The 23,787-nt window shown below is 69.6% G+C and carries 18 protein-coding genes and 1 pseudogene; 9 read left to right on the top strand and 10 right to left on the bottom strand.

The genetic code is table 11. The features are described from left to right. Both ACNFOC_RS28060 and ACNFOC_RS28055 read left to right on the top strand, forming a co-directional pair. Positions 1–667, top strand: a pseudogene (locus tag ACNFOC_RS28060) (hypothetical protein); the annotation flags it as partial. A gap of 30 nt (positions 668–697) precedes the next feature. Further along, positions 698–913, top strand: coding sequence for a hypothetical protein (locus ACNFOC_RS28055; RefSeq protein WP_416961868.1), 216 nt, complete (start codon positions 698–700; stop codon positions 911–913). A 73-nt stretch (positions 914–986) separates the two neighbouring features. On the opposite strand, the gene ACNFOC_RS28050 is transcribed toward ACNFOC_RS28055, so the two are convergent. After that, positions 987–1,757, bottom strand: a complete 771-nt coding sequence (locus ACNFOC_RS28050; RefSeq protein WP_416961870.1) for an IclR family transcriptional regulator — start codon at positions 1,755–1,757, stop codon at positions 987–989. Positions 1,758–1,888: 131 nt separating this feature from the next. Further along, a complete protein-coding gene (locus ACNFOC_RS28045) occupies positions 1,889–2,314 on the bottom strand; it encodes a MarR family winged helix-turn-helix transcriptional regulator (protein WP_416961867.1) in 426 nt (141 codons plus the stop codon). A 287-nt stretch (positions 2,315–2,601) separates the two neighbouring features. On the opposite strand from ACNFOC_RS28045, the gene ACNFOC_RS28040 reads away from it, so the two are divergent. The 4 genes from ACNFOC_RS28040 (at position 2,602) to ACNFOC_RS28025 (ending at position 6,543) form a co-directional block, all read left to right on the top strand. Continuing rightward, positions 2,602–3,519: an SDR family NAD(P)-dependent oxidoreductase gene (locus tag ACNFOC_RS28040; RefSeq protein WP_416961866.1), complete on the top strand. Its 918-nt coding sequence runs from the start codon at positions 2,602–2,604 to the stop codon at positions 3,517–3,519. Positions 3,520–3,530: 11 nt separating this feature from the next. Further along, positions 3,531–4,400 carry an amidohydrolase family protein gene (locus tag ACNFOC_RS28035; protein WP_416961869.1) on the top strand — a complete coding sequence of 290 codons (870 nt, stop codon included), beginning with the start codon at positions 3,531–3,533 and terminating at the stop codon, positions 4,398–4,400. Positions 4,401–4,410: 10 nt separating this feature from the next. Further along, complete coding sequence (locus ACNFOC_RS28030; RefSeq protein ID WP_416961865.1) at positions 4,411–6,018, top strand: acyl-CoA synthetase; 1,608 nt, start codon at positions 4,411–4,413, stop codon at positions 6,016–6,018. A 69-nt stretch (positions 6,019–6,087) separates the two neighbouring features. After that, the gene (locus ACNFOC_RS28025; protein WP_416961864.1) at positions 6,088–6,543 is read left to right on the top strand and encodes a MaoC family dehydratase; all 456 of its coding nucleotides are present in this window, start codon (positions 6,088–6,090) and stop codon (positions 6,541–6,543) included. 78 nt (positions 6,544–6,621) lie between these two features. Here the strand turns inward: ACNFOC_RS28025 and ACNFOC_RS28020 are convergent, their stop codons facing one another. The 8 genes from ACNFOC_RS28020 to ACNFOC_RS27985 form a co-directional block, all read right to left on the bottom strand. Further along, positions 6,622–7,464, bottom strand: coding sequence for a hypothetical protein (locus ACNFOC_RS28020; RefSeq protein ID WP_416961863.1), 843 nt, complete (start codon positions 7,462–7,464; stop codon positions 6,622–6,624). Next, the gene (locus ACNFOC_RS28015; RefSeq protein ID WP_416961862.1) at positions 7,464–9,137 is read right to left on the bottom strand and encodes a PHP domain-containing protein; all 1,674 of its coding nucleotides are present in this window, start codon (positions 9,135–9,137) and stop codon (positions 7,464–7,466) included. The genes ACNFOC_RS28020 and ACNFOC_RS28015 overlap by 1 nt, the downstream gene beginning before the upstream one ends. A gap of 99 nt (positions 9,138–9,236) precedes the next feature. Then, positions 9,237–11,105, bottom strand: coding sequence for a LamG-like jellyroll fold domain-containing protein (locus ACNFOC_RS28010; RefSeq protein WP_416961861.1), 1,869 nt, complete (start codon positions 11,103–11,105; stop codon positions 9,237–9,239). Positions 11,106–11,189: 84 nt separating this feature from the next. Then, positions 11,190–14,111, bottom strand: coding sequence for a glycoside hydrolase family 2 TIM barrel-domain containing protein (locus tag ACNFOC_RS28005; RefSeq protein WP_416961860.1), 2,922 nt, complete (start codon positions 14,109–14,111; stop codon positions 11,190–11,192). Next, complete coding sequence (locus ACNFOC_RS28000) at positions 14,111–14,974, bottom strand: carbohydrate ABC transporter permease (protein WP_416961859.1); 864 nt, start codon at positions 14,972–14,974, stop codon at positions 14,111–14,113. Before ACNFOC_RS28000 ends, ACNFOC_RS28005 begins: the two co-directional genes overlap by 1 nt. 13 nt (positions 14,975–14,987) lie before the next feature. After that, a complete protein-coding gene (locus ACNFOC_RS27995; RefSeq protein WP_416961858.1) occupies positions 14,988–15,947 on the bottom strand; it encodes a carbohydrate ABC transporter permease in 960 nt (319 codons plus the stop codon). Further along, positions 15,947–17,233: an ABC transporter substrate-binding protein gene (locus ACNFOC_RS27990; protein ID WP_416961857.1), complete on the bottom strand. Its 1,287-nt coding sequence runs from the start codon at positions 17,231–17,233 to the stop codon at positions 15,947–15,949. The genes ACNFOC_RS27995 and ACNFOC_RS27990 overlap by 1 nt, the downstream gene beginning before the upstream one ends. 99 nt (positions 17,234–17,332) lie before the next feature. Beyond that, a complete protein-coding gene (locus tag ACNFOC_RS27985; protein ID WP_416961856.1) occupies positions 17,333–18,349 on the bottom strand; it encodes a carbohydrate kinase family protein in 1,017 nt (338 codons plus the stop codon). Between the two features lie 150 nt (positions 18,350–18,499). Between ACNFOC_RS27985 and ACNFOC_RS27980 the strand changes: the two genes are divergently transcribed. From ACNFOC_RS27980 to ACNFOC_RS27970, 3 genes are all read left to right on the top strand, one after another. Then, on the top strand, positions 18,500–19,264 hold the full coding sequence (locus tag ACNFOC_RS27980) for a DeoR/GlpR family DNA-binding transcription regulator (RefSeq protein ID WP_328827403.1): 765 nt from the start codon (positions 18,500–18,502) through the stop codon (positions 19,262–19,264). Then, entirely contained in the window at positions 19,261–20,598 is a 1,338-nt protein-coding gene (locus ACNFOC_RS27975; protein ID WP_416961855.1) for a 6-phospho-beta-glucosidase, read from the top strand. The genes ACNFOC_RS27980 and ACNFOC_RS27975 overlap by 4 nt, the downstream gene beginning before the upstream one ends. A 101-nt stretch (positions 20,599–20,699) precedes the next feature. Next, positions 20,700–23,756, top strand: coding sequence for an alpha-mannosidase (locus ACNFOC_RS27970; RefSeq protein WP_416961854.1), 3,057 nt, complete (start codon positions 20,700–20,702; stop codon positions 23,754–23,756). Positions 23,757–23,787: the final 31 nt, after the last annotated feature.

Genomic DNA, 23,787 nt, shown 5'->3' with positions numbered 1-23,787 from the left:
CCCCTACGGCACCCTCACCGCCCGTCGCCGCACCCACCCCGGCATGCTCCTCATGGCTGCCGGAATCGGCATCACCCCCATGCGGGCCCTGCTCGAAGACGCCCCCTACGCCCCCGGCGAAGCCACCCTCATCTATCGCTACGGCGAGGACGAGCACGCCGTGTTCGCCGACGAACTCCGCGAAATCGCCACCCACCGGGGCGTCGAACTGATCCTCCTCCCCGGCCCCCGCCGCGCCGACACGTCGTGGCAGGCCGCGGGTGCCGTGCACCGCGCCGACACGTCCAGGCAGGCCGCGGGTGCCGTGCACCGTGACGGCACGTCCTGGCAGGCCGCAGGCCCGGCCCATCTCGCCGACGCCTCCTGGCAGACCACGGGTTCCGTGCACCGCGCCGACCCCGCCCGGCAGATCACGGATCCCGCCCACCGCGCCGACACCGCCCGGCAGGACACAGGCCCCGCCCACCGAGCCGACACTTCCGGGCAGGCCACCCGCTCCGCCCACCTCGACGACGACGCCCAGGTCCTCAAGAAGCTCGTCCCCGACATCGCCCACCGGGACATCTACGTCTGCGGCCCGCCCACCTGGATCACCGCCGTCCGCAAGGCCGCACGAGGCGCAGGCGCGCACCGCGACAGCGTCCACACCGAAGAGTTCGCCTGGTAGCAGCGCCCCATCCCGTCAACAGGAGCACACATGCGACGCATCACCCTCTGGTTCACCGCCACCCTCTCCGTGGCCGTCCTCCTCCTCGCCTTCCAGCTCAACGCCTCCGGCGCGACCGGCAAGTCCGGAGACGGCGGCGACCACATGCCGCCCCCCTCCACATCAACCTCCACCGCCTCGGCCAAACCCGGGGAGGACACCGCCGGCTACGGCGACCACGTCGGAAAGCCGGGCGAGAACAAGTAGTTGGGTCACCGGCTCGCCAACTCCCGGTCCGGGGAGGGCTTTTCACTCACCCCGAACCGGCCGTGCGCCCCCGTCACGCCTCCGGTCGCCACCCCAACGCCCGCGATATCCCGCGCGCGGCGAGCCGTACCGCCGGGATCAACGCCGGTACCTGCGCGTCCACTTGAGGCACGACCACCGACACCGCGGCGACCACCGCACCGCCCGGCCCCCGCACCGGAGCGGCCACCGACAGCGCGTCGTCCGTGATCTGACGGGTGCTCACCGCGACGCCGGTGCGCCGGACTTCGGCCAGCACCCGGCGCAGTCGTGGCGGATCGGTGATCGTGTACGGCGTGAAGGACGCCAACGGGCCCGCGCAGTAGTCCTCTTGGAAGTCCGGGTCGCCGTGGGCCAGCAGGGTGAGGCCCACACCCGTGGCGTGGAGGGGCCAGCGGGCGCCCACCCGGATGTGTACGCCGACCGCCGAACGGCCCGAGATCCACTCGGTGTAGACGACCTCCGCGCCGTCCCGCACCGCCAACTGCACGTTCTCGTGCGTCGATTCGTACAGGTCCTCCAGGTAGGGCAGGGCGAGTTGGCGCAGGGCGAGGCCGCGCGGCGCGAGTGCCGCGACCTCCCACAGCCGTAGGCCCACGTGGTACGCCCCCGACGCGTCCCGCTCCAGCGCGCCCCACTCGGTGAGCGCGCCCGCGAGGCGGTGGGCGGTGGTCAGGGTGAGGCCGGCGCGGCGGCTGATGTCGGACAGGGACAGGGCCGTGTGCGCGTGGTCGAAGGCGGCGAGCACGGCGAGCAGCCGGTCGGGCGCGGACCGTGTGGCGGGCGCCGCCGACCGGGGGATCATCGAGGATCGCGTGGTGGGCGCCGGTCCGGTGGGCGTGGTCGACCGCGCCGTGGTCGCGGACTCGGTGGGCGTCGCGGATCCGGTGCTCGTCGTGGACCGGGTGGTGGTCATGGCCGGGCCTCCGTCCGGTGTCAGGTCAGTCCGTCCTCGGCGACCCGTTGCAGCAGCGTGTGCAGGGTCTCCCGCTCGGTCGCGTCGAGCGGGGCCAGCAGTTCGTTCGTGACGCGCAGGCCCGCCTCGTCCGTGTCGCGCAGGAAGCCGCGGCCGTCCTGTGTCAGAACCACGATGCGGCTGCGCCGGTCGTCGGGGGAAGGGCGGCGCTCGGCGAACCCCAACTTCTCCAGGTCGTCGACCAGGCCGACGATCGCGCTCGGGTCGTAGCCGAGCCGCGTGCTCAGTTCGCGCTGGAGGGCGCCCTCGGACGTGGCCAGGAAGCGGAGCAGCGCGTAGTGGCGCAGACGCAGGCCCGACTCCTGGAGGAACGTGTTGAAGAGCTGGCCGGAGCGCAGGCCCAGCCGGTACATGAGGTAGCCCGTGTCCGCGTGCAGCCCGCGCATCCACGGCTCGTGCGCGTCGATAGGGGGGTTCGCGGCGTGCGGCTGACGGGCGATGGCGGGCTCCCTGGGTCGAGGCCCCGGGCGGGGCGTGCGGTGGTTCGGGGCCAGTGTGACGCACATGGTCCATCGGCAACAACTATTGACGTCAACAATTATTGCTCTTAGCTTCGATCTCGAAGCCGCACCGGTGCCGTTCGCAGTCTTCGTGGACATCACGGTCTTCGTGGACTTCGCGGTCACGGTCCCGGTGTGTCGTACCGCAGCCTCGTCTTGTGAAGGGACCGCTCGTGCCCAGCATCGATCTGACCGGCAAGGTCGCCGTCGTCACCGGCAGCGGCCGGGGCCTCGGCCTCGCCTACGCGCACGCCTTGGCCGCCCACGGCGCGTCCGTGGTCGTCAACGACATCGACGAGGCGGTGGCCGAGCAGGCCGTGAAGTCCATCACCGAGGCGGGCGGCAGCGCCGTCGCCGAGGTGGTCCCGGTCGGTACGACCGAGGCCGCCGAGCGGCTGGTGGACCGTGCCGTCGAGGAGTTCGGGCGGCTCGACATCCTGGTCACCAACGCGGGCATCCTGCGCGACAAGGTGCTGTGGAAGATGACCGACGAGGACTTCGACGCGGTGATCACCACCCACCTCAAGGGCACCTTCACCTGCGCCCGCGCCGCCGCCGTCCGGATGCGCGAGCAGGGCGAGGGCGGCAGCCTGATCCTCGTCGGCTCGCCGGCCGGCCAGCGCGGCAACTTCGGCCAGACCAACTACTCGGCCGCCAAGGCCGGCATCGCGGCCTTCGCCCGCACCTGGTCGATGGAGCTGGGCCGCGCGGGCATCACCGTCAACGCGATCGTGCCGGTCGCCGCGACCGCGATGACCGAGACGATCCCCGCGTTCGCCCCGTACATCGAGGCCATGAGGAACGGCGACCCGCTGCCCGACTTCCTCCGCAAGGGCGAGGGCTTCGGCACCCCCGAGGACTGCGCCGCGATCGTCCCGTTCCTCGCCTCCGAGGCCGCGCGCGGCATCACCGGCCAGGCCATCGGCATCGGCGGCGACAAGGTGGCACTCTGGTCCCACCCGCAGGAGATCAGCACGGCCTACGCCGACGGCGGCTGGACCCCTGACACCCTGGCCGACGCCTTCCCCACCTCGGTCGGCGCCGAACTCCAGTCGGTCGGCATCCCCGCACCGAAGCTGCCGGAGGCGTGATGACATCCCCCATGGACATCGCCGAACTCGTCGCGATCGACGTCCACACCCACGCGGAGGTGTCCTCCAAGGGACACTCCTCTCTGGACGACGACCTGCACGACGCCTCCTCCGCCTACTTCAAGGTCGAGGGCAAGCGGAAGCCGACCCTGGAGGAGACCGCCGCGTACTACCGCGAGCGGAAGATGGCCGCGGTGATCTTCACGGTCGACGCCGAGTCCGCGACCGGCACCGAGCCCGTCCCGAACGAGGAGGTCGCCGAGGCCGCCGCCGCCAATGCCGACGTGCTCATCCCCTTCGCGTCCATCGACCCGTTCCGGGGCCGGGCGGGCGTGAAGCAGGCGCGGCGCCTGGTCGAGGAGTACGGGGTCAAGGGCTTCAAGTTCCACCCCAACATCCAGGGCTTCTTCCCCAACGACCGGGCCGTCGCCTACGCCCTGTACGAGGTCATCGAGGAGACGGGCACGATCGCCCTCTTCCACACCGGCCAGACGGGCATCGGCGCGGGCGTGCCGGGCGGCGGCGGCATCCGCCTCAAGTACTCCAACCCCCTGCACGTGGACGACGTCGCCGCCGACTTCCCGCACCTCAAGATCATCCTGGCGCACCCCTCCTTCCCCTGGCAGGACGAGGCCCTCGCCGTCGCCACGCACAAACCGGGCGTGCACATCGACCTGTCGGGCTGGTCGCCGAAGTACTTCCCGCCGCAACTGGTGCAGTACGCGAACACCCTGCTGAAGGACAAGGTCCTCTTCGGCTCCGACTACCCCGTCCTCACCCCGGACCGCTGGCTCGCCGACTTCGAGAAGCTGCCGATCAAGGACGAGGTCAAGCCGAAGATCCTCAAGGAGAACGCCGCCCGCCTGCTCGGACTGACGTAAAGGACGCCGGATGCGCAACGAGGGACTGGGGTCGTGGCCCGCACGCCGGGCCCGCAAGACCCCGCACCGCACGGCTCTGATCCACGGTGGACCGCCGACGGGCGGCAGCCGACCGTCGGCAGACGACGGTGGACTGTCGACGGGCGGCAGCGGACCGTCGGCAGACCACGGTCGTTCGTCGACAGACCGCAGTCGTACGTCGACCGACTACGGCACATTGCATACACGAACCACCCGCCTCGCCCACGCCCTGCGCGCCCGAGGCGTCCGTCGCGGCGACCGCATCGCCTACCTCGGCCCCAACCACCCCTCCTACCTGGAGACCCTGTTCGCGGCCGGCATTCTCGGCGCGGTCTTCGTCCCCCTCAACACCCGCCTCGCCGGCCCCGAGATCGCCCACCAACTCACCGACTCCGGCGCCAAGATCCTCGTCTACGGCCGGACGCACGCCGGTCTCGTCGCCGGACTCCCGGGCAGCACCGACGTACGTACGTACCTCGAAGTCGGCCCCGAATACGAGGAGTTGCTCGACGCGGCCTCCGAGGAGCCGATCGACGAGCCCGTCACGGCCGACGACACCTGCATCATCATGTACACCTCGGGCACGACCGGCCGTCCCAAGGGCGCCATGCTCACCCACGGCAACCTGGCCTGGAACGCGATCAACGTCCTCGTCGACACCGACCTGATCGCCGACGAACGCGCCCTGGTCTCCGCGCCGTTGTTCCACACGGCCGGCCTCAACATGCTCACCCTGCCGGTGCTGCTCAAGGGCGGCACCTGCGTCCTGGTCGAGGCCTTCGACCCGGCGGCCACCTTCGACCTGATCGAACAGCACCGGATCACCTTCATGTTCGGGGTGCCGACGATGTTCGACCAGCTGGCCCGGCACCCGCGCTGGGCCGACGCCGACCTCTCCTCGCTGCGCATCCTCACCTGCGGCGGCTCCCCGGTCCCCTCCCCGCTCATCGCCGCCTACCAGGAGCGCGGCCTGACCTTCCTCCAGGGCTACGGCATGACGGAGGCCGCGCCCGGAACCCTGTTCCTGGACGCCGAACACGCCGTGAGCAAGGCGGGTTCGGCGGGTGTGCCGCACTTCTTCAGCGACGTACGGGTCGTACGGCCCGACCTCACCCCCGCCGACGTCGGCGAGACCGGCGAGGTCGTGGTGCGCGGGCCCCATGTCATGCCCGGTTACTGGGGGTTGCCCGAGGAGACGGCCGCGGTCTTCGCCGACGGCTGGTTCCGCAGCGGGGACGCGGCACGGACCGACGAGGACGGGTACGTGTACATCGTCGACCGTATGAAGGACATGATCATCTCCGGTGGGGAGAACATCTACCCCGCCGAGATCGAGGACCTGCTCCTCGCCCACCCCGACATCGTCGAGTGCGCGGTCATCGGGATCGCGGACGACAAGTGGGGCGAGGTGCCGCGCGCGGTCGTCGTGCCGCGCGAGGGCGCCACGCCGGACCCCGACGAGGTGCTCGCGTCACTGGCCGGCCGGCTCGCCAAGTACAAGATCCCCAAGTCGATGGTGGTCGCGGACGAACTCCCGCGCACCGCCTCCGGAAAGCTCCTCAAGTCCCGGGTGCGCAAGCGCTTCGGCGACCAGTAGGCGACCAGCAACTCCCTTGACTCCGTAACTCTCTTAACTCCCTTAACTCCCTTGAAGGACAGGCTACTTATGGGCATCACCGTCAACGGCCTCGACGAACTCAAGAAGCTCGCGGGCAGCGACCTCGGCACCAGCGAGTGGATCGAGATCACCCAGGAACGCGTCAACACCTTCGCCGACGCGACCGGCGACCACCAGTGGATCCACGTCGACCCGGAGAAAGCGGCGGCAGGCCCCTTCGGCGCGCCCATCGCGCACGGCTATCTGACCCTCTCCCTCTTCATCCCGCTCTTCACCGAGCTGCTGGACGTCGAGGGCGTGTCGACGAAGGTCAACTACGGCCTGAACAAGGTGCGTTTCCCCGCACCGGTGAAGGTCGGCTCGCGCATCCGGCTCGTCGCGAAGCTCGCCTCGGTCGAGGACGTGCCGGGCGGGGTGCAGATCGCCGTCGACGGGACGATAGAGATCGACGGCGGGCCGAAGCCCGCCGCCGTCGTGCAGAGTCTCTCGCGGTTCTACGCCTGACCGACCGCCGACCGCCGACCGCCGACCGCCGACCGCCGACCTCGGACTGCCGACCGTTTACCGTCGACCGTCGTTTGTCTACTGCTGTTTGTACGAGTAGACGCTGGTCGACACCACGCACACGCCGGGCTGGACGACCTCGGCGCGCAACGTGCCGCTGTTCACGTCGTAGTCGATGCCCTCGGCCTCGAACGTGCCCGTGCAGATGCTGCGTTGGGGCAGTGCGAACAGGCTGGTGACTGTGCCGGTGATCGGCCGGCCGTCCAGCTTGTGCGGCAGGTCGACCTGGAGGAGCGGGCGGATCTCGGGGAACTTGGACCCCGACGCGTCGTCCGAGACGCACACCAGGCGGGTGTCCGTCACGAAGTCGCAGCCCTGGATGTCGTTCACCGTTCTGTCCAGGGTGATCTGTCCGGCCTGCGGCAGTGCCCCGCCCGTCGCCGGAGTCGACGGGTTGAGCAGGGGAGTGGGGAAGACCTGGAGTCTGGACTGGTCGCCCCACTCGCCCGACACCATCCACTGCGTGTCCGGCGAGATCGCGTCGAACGAGTTGTTGATCTTCTCGCCCGAGTCGAGCGTGTGGACGTACGTGTAACGCGTCCCGGACGGCGTGGTGACCGCGAACATCTTGGACGTGCCCGTGTCGGCGCCCTGGTAGGCGTCGAAGACGTAGCCGTTGGCGATGTCCGGGTCGCCGATGTGGTTCCAGCCCTGGATGCGCAGATCCAGCGGGATGGACGCCAGCCCGCGGTACAGCAGCGAACCGTCCGCCTGACTGGCGACGCCCTCACCGCCGCCGAGGCTGTCGGTGTAGGCGGTGCCGGTCTCCGTCCAGGTGGTGGAGGCGGCGGCCGAGGAGGCGCTCACGCCGAGCGTGAGGGCGCCCAATAAGCCAGCGAGGACAGCGAGTTGACGCTTCATCAGATACCTGCCAGATCGACGAAGATGGGGTTGGAATAGAACCATGTGTCGGCCCACGGGTCACCGTTTCCGGGCTCATGGGGGATCGGGCCGTGCGGGTCGACGGACGCGCCGAGGTAGCCCGCGCCGTGTCGCTTGCCGTCACTGCCGCGCAGCCGCAGGTAGAAGGACTCGTCCCCGGCCGTCACCGGGACGCGCAGGGTGTACGTCCCCTTCCGGCCGCTCACGTCCGCCGTACGCACGACCTTCGTGTCCGGCGCCCGCCACGCGTCCCGGTCGGACACCGCACCGCGCACCGCGCCCCGGATCACGTCGACGTGCGCCAACTCGGGCAGGATTCCCTGGGCGTTGGGCCGCGAGGCGGTCGTCACGGTGATGTTCAGCGTGAGCCGGTCGCCCTTGCGGACCCGCAGCCGGCCGCCCAGCGTGACGCCCCGGCCGTGGTCGCAGTCCCGCTTGAGGCGTACGTCGAGCCCGTCCAGCAGATGCCCGTGGTCGACCCAGATCCGGCCCGCGCGCATCCCCGCCATCACCTCGCGGTAGCCGTAGCGGGTCACGCCCACATGCGTGCGGCTGAACTCGCCGGGCCAGAAGTCGCTGCCGGGCTGCGGGGTGCCGGTGTTCACCGGGTCGGGCAGCTTCCCGGTGTTGTCGAAGTTCTGCCCGTCGGGCCAGGCGCCGTTGGCCCAAGTGTCGTAGACCGTACGGTGGTTGTCGGAGTTCGTGGTGATCGAGAACAGCCGGCCCTCGGCCAGCATCGAGTCCCACAGCCCGCCGACGGTCGCCGTCGCCCAGTCGAAACCGCCGTACGTCACATACGCGTCCGCCGGATAGCCCGACCAGGACTGCGCCGACGGCTTGTTCTCGTACTCGCCCCGGATCGACGTCGCACCGCGCCAGCCGGGGAGGGCCGCGCCCTGGGCGCCGGGTGCGCCCTCCATGCCGATCATGATCTCGGGGGCCGCGTCCCGCCAACCGCGCATCTCGTGCGGGGAGTCGATGCCGAGGCGCAGCGGGTGGTTGGCGAGGACGAGGACGTCGTCGACGTAGCCCGAACGGCGCTGCTCGGCCAGCCACTTGACGGCCTTCACGGCGTGGGCCTCGTTGCGGGCGGTGTCCGCGTCGGCGGCGCCGCCCTTGTCGTAGCCCAACAGCTTGCCGTCGTAGGCGAGTTCGAACTGGGTGAGCAGATCGACCTCGTGGCGGCCGGGCGCGGCGAACACCGTGCAGTGCTCGGCGGCCGGGATGTACCACTCCAGGCCCTGGAAGATCAGCTGGCGGGGGTTCTCGGCACGTGCCTTGAGGATCTCCGCGTGCTCCAACTTCGCGCCGTAGGAGGCGTGTCCGAAGTTGGAGTGCTCGTTGAACACCATCCAGTCGAGGCCGTACTTCGCGGCGGCCTGCGCCTGCTGGGAGAACGTGTACTTCGCGTCGTGGCTGTACACGGAGTGCACGTGGTGGTCGCCGACGAGGTAGGCGAGGCGTGGGTCGTTGCCGCCGTAGCCCCGGCCCGCCGCCGAAGCGGACGTGGCGAGCGGTCCCGCGCCGAGGGTGAACGCGGCGCCGAACAGGCTCGCGCGGCGCAGGAGTTGGCGTCGGGAGACGCCCTGGGCGTCGAGGGCGGCGGGAGAGACGGACGGATCGGCCCAGGTGGGCAGCTGCTGCTCGGTCATGATGGTTCGGAAGTCCTCTGGAGGCTGGAGGGCTGTCAGTGGTTCATGAGGTCAGAGACACACGAAGTCAGTGGTTCGTGAAGTCAGTGGCCTGTGAGGTCAGTGGTTCATGAAAGACGTGACGGGCAGCGCCCGTTCGACGACCCGGACGTCGCCGAGCCGGCCGTGCAGGATCTGGTCGATCTTCCCGGCGTACTCGTAACCGCCGAGCAGCCAGGGCAGTCCGACCGAGGTGAGGCCCACCGCCGTCGCCGTCGGATTGCGCACGACCGGGCAGCCCTCGACGTACAGCGTGGTGTGCTTGCCGTCGTTGACGACGGCGAGGTGCCACCAGGTCTCCAGCGGGGTCTCCTGACCCCAGTTGCTGGCGATGCCCTCCTGGTTCAACGGGCGTACCGCCCACTGCGGTTCACGGTCGTTGGAGAGCGAGAGGGTGGCGAGGGGCTCGTCCGGGTCGTCCGCGGTCTTGCCCGCGGCGCCGCCCGTGCCGGTCCGACTGACCAGTCCCGACCAGGCGTTGTGGTCGGGGTCCCAGTCGGCGGGCAGCCGGTAGAACGCCTCGACGGTGTAACCCCGCTTGAATGTGGCCGAGTTGAGAGGCGCGCCGTCGACCGTGCGCAGGTACGCGCCCTTGAGCGGTGACTTGTAGCCCGTGAACTCCAGGCTGCCGTGGCCGGGTTGGTCGGGGTGGTGGTCCGAGGACCAGTTCAGGGTGCCCCCGCCGACCGCGACGAGGGTGACGTCGTTACCGCGCCCGGACTGGTCGCGGACCGTGCCGCTCACGGCCGTGGCGTCGGAGTGTCCGTCGAAGCGCCAGTAGGCCACCGTGCCGGGGACGAGGAGCTTCGAGGCGGGACGCGACGGTCGGGCGGGGACCGGGGCGAAGCTGGAGAAGCGGTCCGCGAAGTCGATGTCGACGGTGAACCGGTCGGCGTCGCCGCTGAGTTCGATCTCCTGCCGCTCCAGCTCGTTGAGGCCCTTCGCGGCCCGGCCCAGGATCCACGGCGAGACCGTCTCGACGTCGATGACCCCGCGGTCCAGGTCGAAGCGGTAGAGGCGAATCATCGCCGCGCCGCCGAAGTAACGGTTCTGATAGTTCGTCAGGTGCAAGTGGACGTCATTGCCCGCCGCGTTCTTGCGCGTCGCCCGGCCGGCGGGCCAGTAGTGCCCGTTGAGGGTGAGGAAGATCTGGTCGTGATCCTCGATCAACTGGTCCCACAACTGCTGCCCGTAGGACGACAGTTGGTCGTCCTCGACGACCAGTTCGTGCGTCGTCAGGACCACCGGCGTGTGCGGGTGCCGGTCCAGGACGCTCTTCGCCCACGCGTACCCCTTCGCCGACAGCCGCCAGTCCAGCGCCAGCACCATCCACTCGCGGCCCGCCGCATGGAAGAGGTGGTACGTGTTGTAGCCGTCGGCGGAGGCGCCGCCGAACGTGCGCGCACCCTTGAACCGCTGCGGCCCGAACGTGTCCAGGTACGGCGTCGAGCCGCGCTGGTCGTCGGTCGAGGAGCTCACGTCGTGGTTGCCGGCCAGCACGCTGTAGCCGACGCCCCGCCGGTCCAGCAGCCTGAACGCCTCGCCGATCGCGGCGAATTCGGGCTTGGCGCCGTTCTGGGTCAGGTCGCCCAGGTGGGACAGGAACACGATGTTCTCGTCCTTGCCGTGCTCCAGGAGATAGCGCAGCGAGGCCTCGATCGGCGCCTTGTCGATGCTCGGCCCGTCGAAGAGGTACTGGGTGTCCGGCATCACCGCGAGGGTGAAGCGTCGGCTGTCGGTGTCGGGGCGCCAACTCGCCTTCGTGGACGCTGAGGTGGGGGCCGCCTCGGCGGCGGTCGGCAGTGTGACGCCGGCCGTGGCGGCGGCGCCGAGCATCGCCGTCGCCCGCAGGAAACTGCGCCGTCCGGCACCGGCCTGGGCTGTCTCGACCTGCTCGTGGTCGTGCTCGTGCTCATGCGAAGTACACACGTGTGCTCCGTGGATAAGTGCCCGCGAAAGCGGGGGAGTTCAAGGCTGGGGAGTCGGAAGCGGCGGACTCGGAAGCCGCCGATTTCAGAGAACGCGCAGGGTCCAGCTCCAGCGATGGACACCCGGTGCTACGAGATACTTCGCCGACGTGTCGGGGCCGCACGAGGCCGTGCCCAACCCCCGGTGCACCGCGTCGAGTTGCACCACGCACGACGCGCGCGGCACCAGTTCGTCGTGATGCCGTACGGCGGTCAGGTCCTCGGCGCGATGGCGGGTCACCGAGACCTGGCGGGGCTCGTCGAGGTCGACCGCCAGACCGGTGGCGTCCGGTGCCGACAGCGTGAACCGCCGAACCCCGTGCCGGCCACCGCTCTCCTGCGGCCGCAGATACGGAGTGAACAACTCGTCGACGGGGACCGAGTGGTGGCCCACGGGCGCGCCCGTGCTGCGGTCGGGGTACGACTCCCACGGACCCCGGCCGAACCACTCCAGCAGATCAAGCCCCGGCACCGTCTCGAACACCGTGCCCACCCGGGCCACGTCGACGAACTCATCGGGCAGTTCGGCCGACTCCTCGACCCTGACCCCGCCCTCGACCGGCGTGAACACCTGGCAGTGCCGGACCACACCCTCGGCCCCGGCGTACTCGGCGACCGTCGTCACCCGATCGCCGTCACACCGCACCGAGACGATCTTCCGGACCAGGGAGTCGAGCCCCCAGGCCCGCCAGCGTGCCGCCATGCCGCCCAGCTCGTCGTTGTCGGTGGGCGCCCGCCACAGCGACAGCGTCGGGGCGACCGTCAGCAGCGGGTGGCGCAGCAGGCCCTCGCCGTCGACGTCGACCCGGCCGCCGCCAACCACCGCCGGTACCACGGGAGTTGCCGCCCGCAGCCGTACCTGGGGTGCGCACACGTCCGTGCCGCGCGGGGCCCACGCCTGGTCCTCGGCCGTCGTCACGCGCAGCGTCAGCCAGGCCTCGCCGCCGTCCTCCGGCAGCTCGAACGGCAGCGGCACGGCCGCCGTCTCACCCGGGCACAGGGCGGGCAGTTCGGCCGGAGAGGTCAGCGTACGGCCGTCCGCGAGGGCCAACTCCCAGGTGGCGGCGAGCCATTCGAGGCCGCGGAAGTGCTGGTGGTTGCCGAGGACGATGCCCTCGTGCCGGAAGCACTCGATGCGCAGCGGCGCCGCGATCTCCCGGTGCTCGAACATGACCGGCTTGGGCGTGCGGTCGGGAAACACCACACCGTCCGCGATGAACGCGCCGTCGTGGATCGTCTCGCCGAAGTCACCGCCGTACGCCCAGCGGTGACCGGGCGCGGCGACACCGTTGTCATACAGTCCGGCGCCCGCGCGGCCGGTGGGTCTTCCGTCGCTCACACGTTGCAGGATTCCGTGGTCCCAGAACTCCCAGATGAAGCCGCCCTGAAGACCCGGGGTTGACTCGATGGCAGCCCAGTGGTCCGCGAGGGTCCCGTTGCTGTTGCCCATCGCGTGGGAGTACTCGCACTGGATCAACGGCTTCGTCTGCTCACCGGACAGGGCATGAGCGACACAGTCCTCCAGCGGCGCGTACATCGGGCACGCGATGTCGGAGGCGAGGTCCGGGTCGGCCCAGCCGCGCTTGGCCGCGCCCTCGTATTGGACCGGTCTGGTCGGGTCGTGGCGCCGGACCCAGCCGGCCGCCGCGTCGTGGTTCGCGCCATAGTCGGACTCGTTGCCCAGCGACCAGATGATGACCGAGGGGTGGTTCTTGTCGCGCAGCACCATCCGCGACACCCGGTCCACGAACGCGTTCAGATAGCGCGGGTCGTCCGCGATCTCGTGCGCGTGGTCGTGGGACTCGATGTCCGCCTCGTCGACGACGTAGAAGCCCAGCTCGTCGGCGAGGTCGTAGAGCGCCGGGTCGTTCGGGTAGTGCGCGGTGCGGACCGCGTTGAAACCGAACCGCTTCAGCAGCACCAGGTCCGCGCGCATGTCGTCGTACGTCACCGTGCGGCCGGTCAGCGGATGGAAGTCGTGCCGGTTGACGCCCCGGATGTACACGCGCTCGCCGTTGACGAGGAGGTCCCGCCCGACGATCTCCACGTCACGGAAGCCGATGCGCCGGTACGACGAGTCGGCGACCGTGCCGTCGGCGCGGTGCAGCCGGACGGTGAGGCCGTACAGCTCGGGCGTCTCGGCGTTCCAGGGGCGGACCTCGGGCACGGTGGCGCGCATGCGGGCCTCGCCGAGGAAGTCGGAGACACGGTCGTCCTCGGCGTTGAACCGGTCGAACTCCTCGTCCTGGGCGATGAGTTGACCGTCGAGATCGCCGCTGACCCACCACCCGGCGGGTAGCGCGCCACCCGCGTCCCGCACCTGGCAGTCGACCCGCAGCTCGCCGTCGTAGGACGCCCGCACGGTGACGTCGGCGAGATACAGCGGATCGGTCGCGTACAGCAGCACCGACCGCGTGACGCCCCCGTGCCACCACTGGTCCTGGTCCTCGATGTGCGAGGAGTCCGACCACTTGACCACGGTCAGCCGTACGGTGGCCCGCCCGCCGGGACGTACGACGCCCGAGAGGTCGAACTCTGCGGCGAGGTGGGAGTCCTTGGAGACGCCGACGGGCCGCCCGTCCACGTGCACGAGCAGCACGCTCTCGGCGGCCCCGACCTGGAGCACGATCCGCCGCCCGGTCCAGTCGGCCGGGACGTCCACCTCACGCTCGTAGACACCCGTCGGATTGTCGACCGGCGACAGCGGAGGGAATTCTGCATACGGCATACGGACGTTCGTGTACTGCGGAAGGTCGTCCGTGTCCTGCATGGTCCATACGCCCGGAACGTATGCGGACGACCAGGCCTCCGCGAGGGGCGCGTCCGGCGCCGGCAGCAGTTGGAAGCGCCAGTCGCCGTCGAGGGAGAGGGCACCCGCGCGACGGTCGACGGCGGACATGGGCAACCGCCCCCAGGAGGTCACCTCGGGTGACTCCCAGGGGCGGAGCGCGAGCAGCGGGTCGGTCATCAGCGGATGGCTCCCTTGCCGAGGTCGCCGATGATCTGCTTGGCGCCGACCGCGAACACGATCAGCAGGGGGACGAGGGCGAGGAGCGCGCCGGTCATGACCATTCCGTAGTCGGTGGTGCCGTGGGTGCCGTTGAGCTGGGACAGCGCCACCTGGAGGGTGACGTTGTTCGGGTTGGTGAGGGCGATCAGGGGCCAGGCGTAGTCGTTCCACTGGCCCATGAAGGTGAAGATGCCGAGGAAGGCGAGGCCCGGCCGGACCACCGGGAGCGCCACGTGCCAGTACTGGCGCAGGAAGCTCGCGCCGTCGATGCGGGAGGCGTCGAGGAGTTCGTCGTGGATCGCGCTCTTCATGTACTGGCGCATCCAGAAGATGCCGAACGCGTTGGCCGCCGCCGGCACGATCAGCGCGGTCATCGAGCCGATCCAGCCGAGCTTCGCCATGATGACGAACTGCGGGATGGCCGCGAGCTGCGCCGGCACCATGAAGATGCCCATGAGCAGCGCGAACATCACGTTCTTGCCGGGGAAGTGGAACTTGGCGAAGACGAACGCGGCCAGCGAGTCGAAGAACAGGACCAGGAAGGTCACCGACCCCGCCACGAGCACCGAGTTGAACATCGAGCCGAAGAAGTCGATGTTGTCGAAGAGGCTGCGCACGTTCTCCAGGAAGTGCGTGCCCGGCAGCAGCTTCGGCGGGTAGGAGAAGATCTCCGACGAGGTGTGCGTCGACATGATCACGGCCCAGTAGAACGGGAAGGCCGAGAGCAACACACCCAGGATCAGGGAGACATGGAGGGCGACGCCGCGGCTCCGGGTGCCCCGGATGGCCTTCGGTCGCCGTGTGCCTTGGAAGAATGCCATGGTGACCGGCTCCCTAGTCTTCGCCCCGGCGCTGCACCAGGCGCCAGTTGACGATGGAGAAGATGATGACGACGAGGAAGATGCCCCAGGCCACGGCGGCGCCGTAACCGAAGTCGTTGTTGTCGAAGGTCTGTTGGAAGAAGTACAGGACCATCGTCTGGCCGGAGTGGCCCGGACCGCCCGCGAACGTCGAGTCGTTGGAGGTGTTCTGGAGCAGCACCTGTGGTTCGGAGAAGCTCTGGAGACCGGTGACCGTCGAGATGACGAGGACGAACAGCAGCACCGGACGCATCATCGGCAACGTGATCCGGAAGAACGTCTGGACCGGTCCTGCGCCGTCCATCCGGGCCGCCTCGTACACCTCGCTCGGGATGGTCTGGAGACCGGCGAGGAAGATGATCGCGTTGTAGCCGGTCCACTGCCAGGTCATCAGGGTCGCGATCGCGATCTTGATGCCCCACGGGGTGTTCAGCCAGGCGATCTGGTCGATGCCCACCGCCTGCAACAGGGCGTTCACCAGGCCGAAGTTGGTGGAGAACACCGAGCCGAAGACGATCGCGATCGCCACCACCGAGGTGACGTTCGGGAGGAAGTAGGCGAAGCGGTACACGTTCTTGAAGCGGACCGCCGAGTTGAGCATCACGGCCGTGATCATCGCGAGGAAGATCATGGGGAACGTCGCCAGCGCCCAGATGATGAGGGTGTTGCCGATCGAGTTCCAGAAGTCGGTGTCGCTCAGCAGGTACTTGTACTGCGACAGACCTGCCCACTCCATGGAGCCGAGGCCGTCCCAGCGGTGCAGGGAGAGGTAGAACGAGAAGCCGACGGGGATCAGCCCGAAGCAGAGGAACAGCAGATAGAACGGGGAGATCGCGGCATACAGATGCCAGTACTTGCGGAACCCGCTCCTGGGCCGCGAGGAGGCGGACGAACTGTCCACGGCGGCAGGGGGCTTGTCCAGTGCGGTGGCCATCAGTAGCTCACCCCCAGGTGGTCCGCGATGCGCCGGCACTTGCTCATGGCGTCACTCCAGGCCTTCTTGGGGTCCTTGCCGAGGACACCGACGTTCTTGATCTCGTCCTTGAGGGGCTGCCCGAGCGCGATGTCGAACGGGCTGTTGTAGGCGACCGTGATCTTCTGCGCGGCCGGTCCGAAGATGTCCATCGTGTCCTGCCCGCCGAAGAACGGGTCCGCCACACGCACTGACTTCAGGTCGTACGAGGCCGGGGTCGAGGGGAACAGGCCCGCGTCGACGAAACCCTGAGCCTGGTTGGCCGCGTTCAGGATCCAGCTGATGATCGCGAAGGCCTGCTCGGGCTCGCGGCACGCCTTGGTGATCGACAGGAACGAACCGCCATTGTTGGCCGGCCGCACCGGCATCTGGGCAACTCGCCATCGCCCCTTGGTCTTCGGTACGCCGGTCTTGATGTCGCTGGTCGCCCAGGAGGCGTTGAGCTGACTGGGCAACTTGCCGTCCTGCACGGCCGAGAGCTGGTCCGGCGTGCCACTGACCAGATCCGAGACGATCTTCCGCTGCTTGGCCTCCACCGCCAACGCCCAGGCCCGGCGCACATGTTCCTGGCCGCCGATGAAGTGGCGGTCCTTGTCGACGTACCGCTTGGAGCCCTGGTTCACCACGTTCTCGAAGACGCTGTTGACGTCGGTGATCAGAGACGTCCCCGGGATCCGCTTCCTGAGCTGCTCACCCGCCGCGAAGAACTTCTCCCAGGTGTTCAACTCCGTTGACACATCGGCCGGTTCGTACGGCAGTCCGGCCTTGCGGAACACGGCGTACTGGTAGAAGTGCGCCACCGGACCGCAGTCGATGGGGAAGCCGACCATCGTGCCGTCGTCGGCGATGCCCTGCTCCCACTTCCACGTCAGGTACTGGCTCTTGTACTTGTCCGCGCCGAGTGTCCTGAGGTCCACGAACTGGTCGGCGTTGGGCAGATAGGACGCCATGTCCTCGCCCTTGAGGCCGGCGATGTCGGGGATGTGGGCCTTGCCGGCCATCGTGGTGATCAGCTTGGACCGGTAGTAGCCGCCGATCTTGATCGCCTGGAGGTCGACCGTACTGTCGTAACGCGCCTTGGCGTTCTTGACGACCGTGTCGCCGAGGCCGCCGTCCCAGTACCACAGGACCATGTTCCGGCCGGTGGAACCGGTCGGTACGGCGCAGCCGGACGTCAGGCCGCCGAGCGCCGTGGCGGCCGTACCGGCCAGGCCCGCACGGAGCAGGCCTCTTCGTGAGAGCCGCACAGCTCCCACCGCCTTTCGGATCTGTTCGATCTGTTCGGGTCGTGCATACGAGGGACTCAAGTGGGGGGACTTGTAAGGGACTTGAGAGGTGGGAGGGGGCTACTGCCGTGCGGGGGGAGTGACGGGTGCGTACATGACGGGCGGGCCGGGGTCCGCCGGGATCCTGTCGACCAGGAAGCCGTATGCAGTCCGCAGTTCGGGATCGCGGACTGTATGCAGCCAACGGTCGACGCCGTACCAGCCGGGTGCCGCCAGCGCGCCGCCGTGGTGCTGGACGGACAGCCCGGCCGCGAGCACCGCGAACCGCAGCCGCTCTTGCAGCGGCCAGCCGCCGAGTGAGGCCGCGACGAAACTCGCGCCGAACACGTCACCGGCGCCCGTCGCGTCCAGGACATCGACGGCCAGGGCCGGGACCTCCGCGTACTCGCCCGTCGTCTGGTCGACGGCGATCGCCCCGTCGCCGCCCCGCGTGATCACCGCGACCGGCACCAGTTCGGTGAGGATGCCGAGCGCCGCGACCGCGCTGTCGGTGCGGGTGTAGGCCATCGCCTCGGTCTCGTTGGGGAGGAAGGCGTGGCACAGGGCGAGCTGGTCGAGCAGGTCGCGGGACCACTGTTCGGTGGGGTCCCAGCCGACGTCGGCGTAGATCTGCGTGCCGTTCGCGGACGCCTTGGCGAGCCAGCCGCGCGGCTCGGCCTCCAGGTGCACCAGCGCCGTCCGCGCCTCGGGCGGGTCGTCCATCAGCACGTCCTGCGAGTACGGCGGTTCCTGGCCGTGGGTGACCAGCGCCCGGTCGTTTCCGTGGGCGAGCGAGACGGTGACGGGGGTGTGCCAGCCGTTCGCGGTGCGGGACAGGGAGAGGTCGACGCCCTCCTGGCCGGCGAGGACCTCATGGCAGTACGCGCCGTAGAAGTCGTCGCCGAAGACCGTGGCCAGGGAGGTCCTCAGGCCGAAGCGGGACGCGGCGACCGCGAGGTTCGCGATGCCTCCGGGGCCGCAGCCCATGCCGGCCGTCCAGATCTCCTCGCCCGGCGTCGGCGGCTGCCCCAGCCCCGTGAGGACGAGGTCGTAGAAGAGCAGCCCGGTCAGCAGCACATCGGGCCGGGGGTCGTCCACGCGCGCATCCTCTCGTCGGCACGTCGTTGGAGAGTTCGTCAAAACTCTTCATTTCGGTGACCGGAATCGTGCGCTGCTCGACGAGATTGGTCAATACCCAAGCAGAACTGAGCATAGAAATGATTGAAGATGACGAGTAGTGTTCGCGACGTGCTGGCAGAACGACGACATCAACTCATCCTGCGGGCCCTGCGCTCAGGGGGCCCCGCGGCCGTGACCGATCTCTCCGAGCAGCTGGGTGTGAGCCCCGCCACCATCAGGCGTGATCTGCTCAAACTGGAGGAGGACGGACTGCTCACGCGTGTCCACGGCGGTGCCGTGGCCGACGAGGGCGACCAGCCCTTCGCCGAGGTCGCCGAGGTGCGGGTGGCCGAGAAGGACGCGATAGCCGCGCGCGCCGCCGCGATGGTGGCGGACGGCCAGTCGGTCCTCCTCGACATCGGTACCACCGCCTACCGGCTGGCCCGCCAGTTGCACGGCCGCCGGCTCACCGTGATCACCAGCAACCTCGTGGTCTACGAGGAGCTGGCCGACGACGAGGGCATCGAACTGGTGCTGCTCGGCGGCATGGTCCGGCGCGAGTACCGCTCCCTGGTGGGCTTCCTCACCGAGGACAACCTGCGCCAGCTGCACGCCGACTGGCTCTTCCTCGGCACCAGCGGGGTGCGGCCCGGCGGCCAGGTGATGGACACGACGGTCGTCGAGGTGCCGGTCAAACGAGCCATGATCAAGGCCGCCGACAAGGTCGTGCTGCTCGCCGACGCGCAGAAGTTCCCGGGTACGGGGATGGCGAAGGTGTGCGGTCCCGAGGACCTGGACGCGGTGGTGACGAACGCCCCGGTCGACCCGGCGACCCGTTCCTCCCTGGAGGAAGCGGGCGTCGAGGTCGTCGTGGCAGGAAAGGTGAAAGCGTGAAGCTGACGATTCTGGGCGGCGGCGGGTTCCGGGTGCCGCTCGTGTACGGGGCACTCCTCACGGACCGCGGCGAGGGCCGGGTCACCGAGGTCGTGCTGCACGATCTCGACGACAGTCGACTGTATGCGGTCGCCCGTGTACTGGCCGAACAGGCCGCCACCGTGCCCGACGCCCCCACCGTCACCGCCACCACGGACCTCGACGAGGCCCTGCGCGGCGCCGACTTCATCTTCTCCGCGATCCGCGTCGGCGGCCTGGAGGGACGGGCGAACGACGAGCGCGTGGCCCTGGCGCAGGGCGTCCTCGGCCAGGAGACGGTCGGCGCGGGCGGTATTGCCTATGGTCTACGAACCGTCCCGGTCGCCGTCGACATCGCGCAACGCGTGGCCCGCCTCGCCCCCGACGCCTGGGTCATCAACTTCACCAACCCGGCGGGCCTGGTCACCGAGGCCATGTCACGCCACCTCGGCGACCGCGTCATCGGCATCTGCGACTCCCCGGTCGGCCTCGGCCGCCGTATCGCCACGGTGCTCGGGGCCAACCCGCGCGAGGCCTTCATCGACTACGTCGGCCTCAACCACCTCGGCTGGGTGCGCGGCCTGCGCGTCGCCGGCCGCGACGAACTCCCGCGCCTGCTCGCCGACCCGGACCTGCTCGGCTCCTTCGAGGAGGGCAAGCTCTTCGGCACCGACTGGCTCCAGTCGCTGGGTGCCATCCCGAACGAGTACCTGCACTACTACTACTTCAACCGCGAGACCGTCCGCGCCTACAGCGAGGTCGAGAAGACCCGCGGCGCGTTCCTCCGCGACCAACAGGCCCAGTTCTACGACGAGATGAAGCGCCCCGACACGGCCGCGCTGACCGCCTGGGACCGCACCCGCGCCGAGCGCGAGGCGACCTACATGGCGGAGAACCGGGAGACGGCCGGCGCCGGCGAACGCGACGCCGACGACCTCTCCGGCGGGTACGAGAAGGTCGCCCTCGCCCTGATGCGGGCCATCGCCCGCGACGAACGCACCACCCTGATCCTCAACGTCCGCAACCAGGGCGCGCTGTCCGTCCTCGACGCGGACGCCGTCATCGAGGTGCCGTGCCTGGTCGACGCCAACGGTGCCCACCCCGTCGCCGTCGACCCGCTGCCCGACCACGCCACCGGCCTGGTCTGCGCGGTCAAGGGCGTCGAACGCGAGATCCTCGCGGCGGCCGAGAACGGCTCCCGTACGACGGCGGTGAAGGCCTTCGCGCTGCACCCGCTGGTCGACTCCGTGAACGTCGCGCGCCGACTGGTCGAGGGCTACACCGAGGTCCACCCGGGCCTGGCGTACCTTAAGTAGGCATCCGTTCAGTAAGCGCTTTCCCCGAGTGCTCGGCAGCTCTCCGAGTTCTCGACAGCTCCCAAGTTCTCAGCAGCTCCCTGGTTCCCTGGAGACTTCCCATGCACGACGAACGCCGCCGGATCGAGGAGCGCGTCGAGCGCGCCCACAACCAGCGCATCAAGCCCGCGATCTACGCGGCCACCGCGCCCTTCACGGTCGAGGCCTGGCAGGCCCCCGGTGAGCCGGTCCCCTTCGAGGAGGCCGCCGCGGCGCCGTACGCGCCGTTCGCCATGGACACCCCGTGGGGTCCGCCCTGGGGCACCACATGGTTCCGGATGCGCGGCCAGGTGCCCAAGGAGTGGGCCGGGAAGCGCGTCGAGGCCGTCATCGACCTCGGCTTCGTCGGCGACTGGCCCGGCAACCAGGCCGAGGCCCTGGTCCACCTCGCGGACGGGACGCCGCTGAAGGCGGTCAACCCGCTCAACCAGTACGTGGCGATCGCCAACCCGGCGACGGGCGGCGAGGTGATCGACTACCTGGTCGAGGCGGCCTCCAACCCCGACATCCTCGCCAACGACTTCTCCGAGCCCACACTGCTCGGTGATGTACTGACGGCGGGCGACCGTCCACTGTATACATTCCGCCGCGCCGACCTCGCCGTCCTCGACGAAGAGGTCTTCCACCTCGACCTGGACGTCCAGGTGCTGCGCGAACTGATGCTGGAACTGGGCGAGCACGACCCCCGCCGCCACGAGATCATGCACGCCCTCGACCGCGCCCTGGACCTCCTCGACCTGGACGACGTCGCCGGCAGCGCCGCCGACGTACGGGCCGCGCTCAAGCCGGTGCTGTCCAAGCCCGCCAACGCCAGCGCGCACATCGTCTCCGGTGTCGGACACGCGCACATCGACTCCGCGTGGCTGTGGCCGATCCGCGAGACCAAGCGCAAGACGTCCCGCACCTTCTCGAACGTGACGTCCCTCGCCGACGAGTACGAGGACTTCATCTTCGCCTGCTCGCAGGCCCAGCAGTACGAGTGGGTGCGCGACAACTACCCGCAGGTGTGGGCCCGGATCCAGGAGTCCGTCAAGCGCGGCCAGTGGGCGCCGGTCGGTGGCATGTGGGTCGAGTCCGACGGCAACCTGCCCGGCGGCGAGGCCATCGCCCGCCAACTCGTCCACGGCAAGCGGTTCTTCATCGAGCACTTCGGCGTCGAGACGAAGGGCGTCTGGCTGCCCGACTCCTTCGGCTACAACGCGGCCTACCCGCAGCTCGCCAAGCTCGCCGGCAACGAGTGGTTCCTCACCCAGAAGATCTCCTGGAACCAGACCAACAAGTTCCCCCACCACACCTTCTGGTGGGAGGGCATCGACGGCACCCGCATCTTCACCCACTTCCCGCCGGTCGACACCTACAACGCCCGCTTCAGCGGCGAGGAGATGTCCCGCGCGGTCCGCAACTACCAGGAGAAGGGCAACGCCACCCGCTCCCTGGCCCCCTTCGGCTGGGGCGACGGCGGTGGCGGCCCCACCCGCGAGATCATGGAACGGGCGCGCAGGCTCGCCGACTTGGAGGGCTCGCCGAAGGTCGTCGTCGAGCACCCCGACGAGTTCTTCGCCAAGGCCCGCGCCGAGTACCCCGACGCCCCGGTCTGGGTCGGCGAGCTCTACCTCGAACTCCACCGCGCCACCTACACCTCGCAGGCCCGCACCAAGCAGGGCAACCGGCGCAGCGAACACAAGCTCCGCGAGGCCGAGTTGTGGGCGACCACGGCCGCGCTGCACGCACCGGGCTACGTGTACCCGTACGAGAAGCTCGACAAGCTGTGGAAGACGGTGCTGCTGCACCAGTTCCACGACATCCTGCCGGGCTCCTCGATCGCCTGGGTGCACCGCGAGGCCGAGGCCGAATACGCCCGCGTGGCAACGGAGTTGGAGGAGCTGACGGCGGCGGCCGTGGCCGCGCTGGGCGGCGGCGGGACCCGCGTCTTCAACACCAGCCCCTACGACCGCGCCGAGGTCATCCGCACGGCGACCGGCGTACCGATGTACGCGACGGTCCCGGCGAACGGCAGCGCCCCGCTGGCCGCCGAGTACGTCCCGCAGGCGGTGACCGTCACCGACCGCGTCCTCGACAACGGCATCGTGCGCGTCGAACTCGCCGACGACGGCACCCTCTCCTCCGTGCGCGACCTGCGCCACGGCGGCCGTGAAGTCCTCGCCGACCAGGGCAACTTGCTGCGCCTGCACACCGACCTCCCGAACTACTGGGACGCCTGGGACGTCGACAAGCACTACAAGAACCGCTTCACCGACCTCCTCGACGCCGACTCCATCACCGTCGTCGAGCAGGACCCGCTGCTCGGCGCGATCCGCGTGGAGCGGTCCTTCGGCAAGGGCTCGAAGATCGTGCAGACGATCACCGTCCGCGCGGGCAGCCCCCGCATCGACTTCGAGACCGACATCGACTGGCACGAGGCCGAGAAGTTCCTCAAGGCCGGCTTCCCGGTCGACATCCGGGCGGCGCACTCCTCCGCCGAGATCCAGTTCGGCCACATCCAGCGGCCCACGCACACCAACACCAGCTGGGAGGCGGCCCGTTTCGAGGTCTCCGGCCACCGCTGGGTGCACCTCGCCGAGCCCGGCTACGGCGTCGCCGTCATCAACGACTCGACGTACGGCCACGACGTGTCCCGCACGGTCCGCGAGGACGGCGGCACGACGACCACGGTCCGCCTGAGCCTGGTGCGCGCCCCGCGCATCCCCGACCCGGGTGCCGACCAGGGCAAGCACCGCTTCGTCTACTCGCTGCTGCCCGGCGCGAGCATCGAGGACGCGGTCGCCGAGGGCTACGCCCTCAACCTCCCGCTGCGGGTGGCCGATTCGGGCGGCGCCCCGGAGCCGGTCGTCTCCGTCGGCGGCGACGGCATCACCGTCGAGGCGGTCAAGCTCGCCGACGACGAGACGGGCGACGTCGTGGTCCGCCTCTACGAGTCGAGCGGCGGCCGCGCCGAGGGCACACTGCGCACGGGCTTCCCGCTCGCGGGCGCCCAGATCACCGACCTGCTGGAGCGCCCCCTGGAGGACGCCTCCGTAGACGGTGATTCCGTCGCCGTCGCCCTGCGGCCCTTCCAGATCCTGACGCTCCGTCTACAGCGCGCGGACGCGGGCCAGTAGAGCCTGGGGGCGGGCCCGGCGTTCGTACGCC

It is taken from the genome of Streptomyces colwelliae, from assembly GCF_048158785.1.
Classification (GTDB): domain Bacteria; phylum Actinomycetota; class Actinomycetes; order Streptomycetales; family Streptomycetaceae; genus Streptomyces.
Note: the sequence above shows the minus strand (reverse complement) of the source record. Positions and strands in the feature narration are given on the sequence as shown.